The organism is uncultured Sphingomonas sp. (assembly GCF_946477935.1).
In the GTDB taxonomy this organism is placed as follows: domain Bacteria; phylum Pseudomonadota; class Alphaproteobacteria; order Sphingomonadales; family Sphingomonadaceae; genus Sphingomonas.
This window is the reverse complement of sequence record NZ_CAMLAC010000296.1, coordinates 1-3,712: the sequence shown is the minus strand read 5'-3', so window position 1 is coordinate 3,712 and position 3,712 is coordinate 1. Positions and strand designations below refer to the sequence as shown.

General features: G+C 68.4%; 4 protein-coding genes and 1 pseudogene. 1 reads left to right on the top strand and 4 read right to left on the bottom strand.

What is annotated here, in order from left to right; translation table 11 throughout:
• Window positions 1-493, top strand: a pseudogene (locus Q0U08_RS18720) (NAD(P)-dependent oxidoreductase); the annotation flags it as partial.
• Here Q0U08_RS18720 and Q0U08_RS18715 read toward each other — a convergent pair.
• Genes Q0U08_RS18715 through Q0U08_RS18700 form a run of 4 tightly spaced genes read right to left on the bottom strand, consistent with a single transcriptional unit; the run spans window position 403 to window position 3,421 of the window.
• Complete coding sequence (locus Q0U08_RS18715; RefSeq protein WP_298093240.1) at window positions 403-1,323, bottom strand: EamA family transporter; 921 nt, start codon at window positions 1,321-1,323, stop codon at window positions 403-405. The pseudogene Q0U08_RS18720 and the gene Q0U08_RS18715 sit on opposite strands and share 91 nt — an antisense overlap.
• Window positions 1,320-2,321 carry a low specificity L-threonine aldolase gene (locus Q0U08_RS18710; RefSeq protein ID WP_298093238.1) on the bottom strand — a complete coding sequence of 334 codons (1,002 nt, stop codon included), beginning with the start codon at window positions 2,319-2,321 and terminating at the stop codon, window positions 1,320-1,322. Before Q0U08_RS18710 ends, Q0U08_RS18715 begins: the two co-directional genes overlap by 4 nt.
• Before the next feature lie 54 nt (window positions 2,322-2,375).
• Window positions 2,376-2,795: a hypothetical protein gene (locus tag Q0U08_RS18705; protein WP_298093236.1), complete on the bottom strand. Its 420-nt coding sequence runs from the start codon at window positions 2,793-2,795 to the stop codon at window positions 2,376-2,378.
• Window positions 2,792-3,421, bottom strand: coding sequence for a SatD family protein (locus Q0U08_RS18700; protein WP_298093235.1), 630 nt, complete (start codon window positions 3,419-3,421; stop codon window positions 2,792-2,794). Before Q0U08_RS18700 ends, Q0U08_RS18705 begins: the two co-directional genes overlap by 4 nt.
• Between the last annotated feature and the right edge of the window lie 291 nt (window positions 3,422-3,712).

Below are 3,712 nucleotides of genomic sequence, written 5' to 3'. Positions count from 1 at the left end.
GGCCGAGGCGGATGCGGCGTGGCTGGCGCGGGGGGCACGGGTGTTCCGCCTGCCCGGCATCTATGGCCCGGGGCGCTCGCCGATCGAGCGGGTGCGCGCGGGGCGGGCGCACCGGATCGGGCTGGCCACCCAGGTGTTCAGCCGGGTGCATGTCGACGATATCGTGTCGGGCGTGATCGCGGGGTTCGATGCGCCGGCAGGGGCGTATAACCTGGCCGACGATCACCCCTGTCCGCAGGACGATGTGGTGACGTTCGCCGCCGCCTTGATCGGCCTGCCACCGCCGCCGATCGTCTCGCTCGACAGCCTGTCGCCGATGGCGCGCGGTTTCTATGCCGAGAACCGGCGGGTGGCGAACGGTAAGGCCAAGCGGGTGCTGGGCTGGGACCCGCGCTTTCCCGATTACCGGTTGGGCCTGCGTGCGCTGAGCGCGATGACCAGCCCGAGTCCGGTGACGGCGGCACCGGCGGCGGCGAGCGGCGACCAGCGATAACCTTCGAACATCGTTGATAAAAGCATGGCGATGACGGGGACGATGACGCTGGAGTAGGCGGCCTTGGCCGGGCCGATGACGCGGAGCACGCGGTAGTAGAGCGGAAAGGCGAGCGCGGAGGCGGCGAGGCCGAGATAGACGATGCCGGCGACATAGCCGGCGCGCCATTCGAAGCTGGGTGGCCCCGCCAGTGCATAGGCGAGTAGCGCGTCCATGGCGGCGCCCGAGAGCATCGCCACGGCGAGGACGCTGTGCATGGGATAGCGCTTGGCGGTGCGCGTCGCCTGCATGACGTTGGCGGTGGAGGCGGAGAGGATGGCGAGTGCGGTGAAGCCGATGCCGGCCAGGGCGTTGGCGGGGCCGGCGGGATCGACGCGCGCTTCGTGTACGAACAGGAGTGCGGCGCCGGCCATTGCGACGGTGGAGCCCGCGATCAACTGCCCGCCGAGGCGCTGGCCGAGGAAGACGCGCGCGAACAGGGCGTTGGGGACGAGCAGCATCGCGAAGACGACCGCGACGAGGCCCGAGGTGATGAACTGTTCGGCGCGGTAGACGAAGTTGAAGTTCATCACGAACTGGAACACGCCGATGGCGAGCGCGAACAGCCACCCGCCGCTGCCGATGCGGAAACTCTCGCCGCGAAACTTCGCATAGGCCGCCATCGCCAGCCCCGCGACGAGGAAGCGGTAGCTGACCGACCAGGAGGGGGGCACCACGCCCAACTGGTCGCGGATGACGAGCCAGGTCGATCCCCAGATCAGCGTGACGATCGCGAAGGGGACGAGGATCGCCGCCTTGGTCGATTGCGGGCGGTGGTCGAATTCGCTCACAGCCGGGCAATCGCGTCGGCGAGGCGGGCGACGGCGCCCTCGTCACTGTCCCAGGCGGTGACGAGGCGGATCTCGCCTGCTGCCCAGTCGTAGAAGTCGAAGCCTTGCGCGCGTAAGCTCGCGGCTTCGTCAGGGGTCATGCGCAGGAAGACCTCGTTCGCCTCGACCGGGTGGACGAGGCGGTCGCCCGCCGCATCCGCGAGGCGGGTGGCATGGGCGTTGGCGGCGGCGCCGTTGGCGATCCACAGATCGTCCTCGACCATCGCCAGGATCTGCGCGGCGAGATAGCGACCCTTGGAGAAGAGCAGCCCGGCGCGCTTGCGGCGGCGGCGGGCGGCATCGGCATGGCCGGGGGTGAAGAAGACCAGCGCCTCCGCGCTCATCCCGCCATTCTTGACGAAGCCAAAGGACAGCGCGTCGACGCCCGCGCGCCATGTCAGGTCGGCGGGGTGCGCGCCGGTGCCGGCGACCGCATTGGCGAACCGGGCGCCGTCCATGTGCAGCCCAAGGCCGCGGGTCCGGGCGAGCGCGCCGATCGCGGCGACCTCGTCCGGCGTATAGACGCGGCCATATTCGGTGGCGTTGGTGATCGAGATGGCGTGCGGCTGGACGCTGTGGACATGGGCGGGGATGGCATCGAGCAGATGGGCGATGGTGGCGGGGGTCAGCTTCGCGCCCTCGCCGTCGGCCAGCATCAGCTTGGCGCCGTGGGTGTAGAATTCGGGGGCGCCGCCCTCGTCATTCTGGATATGCGCGTCGCGGTGGCAGACGACGCCGCCATAAGGCGGGCAGAGGCTGGCGAGCGCGAGGCAGTTGGCGGCGGTGCCGGTGGGCACCCACAACACCTCCACTGCGGTGTCGAACAGCGTCGACAGCCGCGCGTCCAGCCCCTGCGACCAGCGATCGCCGTCATAGGCGGTGTCGAGCGTATCCGCGGCGACGATCGCGTCGAGGACCTTGGGATGGATGCGGGCGGCGTTGTCGGAAAAGAAGCGCATGGCCAGCGCCTTGGGCGCGAGGCGCGGGGGCGTCAACGGCTGTCCGGCGATGCGTCAGGGTGCGACGACGATCAACCGGGCGATCATGGGATAGAGCGCGCTGCCCAGCGTCCGGTCATAGCCGAGCCAGAGCGCGGTGACGGCCATCGTCCAGGCGATGCTGAACAGCGAGCCGATCAGGAAATATTCGGCGAAGACGCGCTCGTTCAGTTCGTTGAAGCGGGCAACCGTCTTGAGCGCGATTACCGCGGCGAGGATCTCCCAACTGTGCGCCAGAATGCCGACCGCCAGGATCAGCCGTTCCAGCGTGCCGATCCAGCGGCCCGCGCTGTGCCCGGCGGCGGGCAGATGCGCGGTCGCGTCCTTCAGCCCGGACAGCGAGAAGATGGCGCGGCACAGGCGATTGCCGAGATCGGTGAGCAGCCAGAGCGCCACGCCGGTGTAGAGCAGCGGGTGGAGCAGCATGGGCATCATGCCAGCCGGTGCCTCCGATCGAGGTCAGCGGCGGCGGCGGCGAGCGCGTGGCGCTGCGCCAGATAGGCGTCGTAATCGCCGGCGGCGCGCACCTTGTAGACGCTGTAGATGGATACGTCATGCGTCCGGGCGACGGTGGCGACGTCATCGCCCGCCAGCATCGCGGTGATGTAGCGGCGCTGTTGCGGGGTCCAGCGCCGCTCGATCGCGGTCATTCCCGCACCCAGCGCGTCGAGCAGCGTTTCCATCAACGGATCGTCCTCCAGCGTGAAGCCGTAGAGCGTCACCGCGCGCTTGGCGTCGAGCTTCTCGCGTGCGCGGGAGAGGCCGTGGCCCATCATGTTCCAGGCGCGGTCGCGGTTGAGCGGGGTGTGGAGGCGGACCAGCCCGATAACGAAGCGGCATTCGATGTCGTCGGCGAGCAGGCGGAAGCGGAGGCTTTGTGCGGCGGTGAGAGCCTGGGCGAAGGAGGTGAGCAGGCCCTGGAACTCGTCGCCGAGGGTGATGGTGAGCGGGGAGGCGATGGCTTCGCGCATTGCGGTGTTTTGGGCGTCGATTGCGGCGTTGAAGCTGGCGTGAAGGTGGGCAGGCGCGGTGTTGCCTTCGCTGCGCACAAGGTCGCCCATCAGGGCGACGTAGCGTTGTTCGTTTTGGCCATTCACGGGGTTAATATAGGAATTTGCCCTTGAAGGGGTCAAATTGAATTTTGGCATTATATCGGGTTAGGTCGTGGTATTGGAGTACAGTTTCCCTCTCTCCTCCGGGAGAGGGAAGGGGCCCGCCGCCCTTAGGCAGTGGGAGGGTGAGGGGTAGACCAGCAGTGCTGCGCTGTTTGGTGGCCCCTCACCCTCCCACCGCTTGCGCGGCGGGCCCCTCCCTCTCCCCAGACTGTCTCTTATACACATCTGACGCTGCCG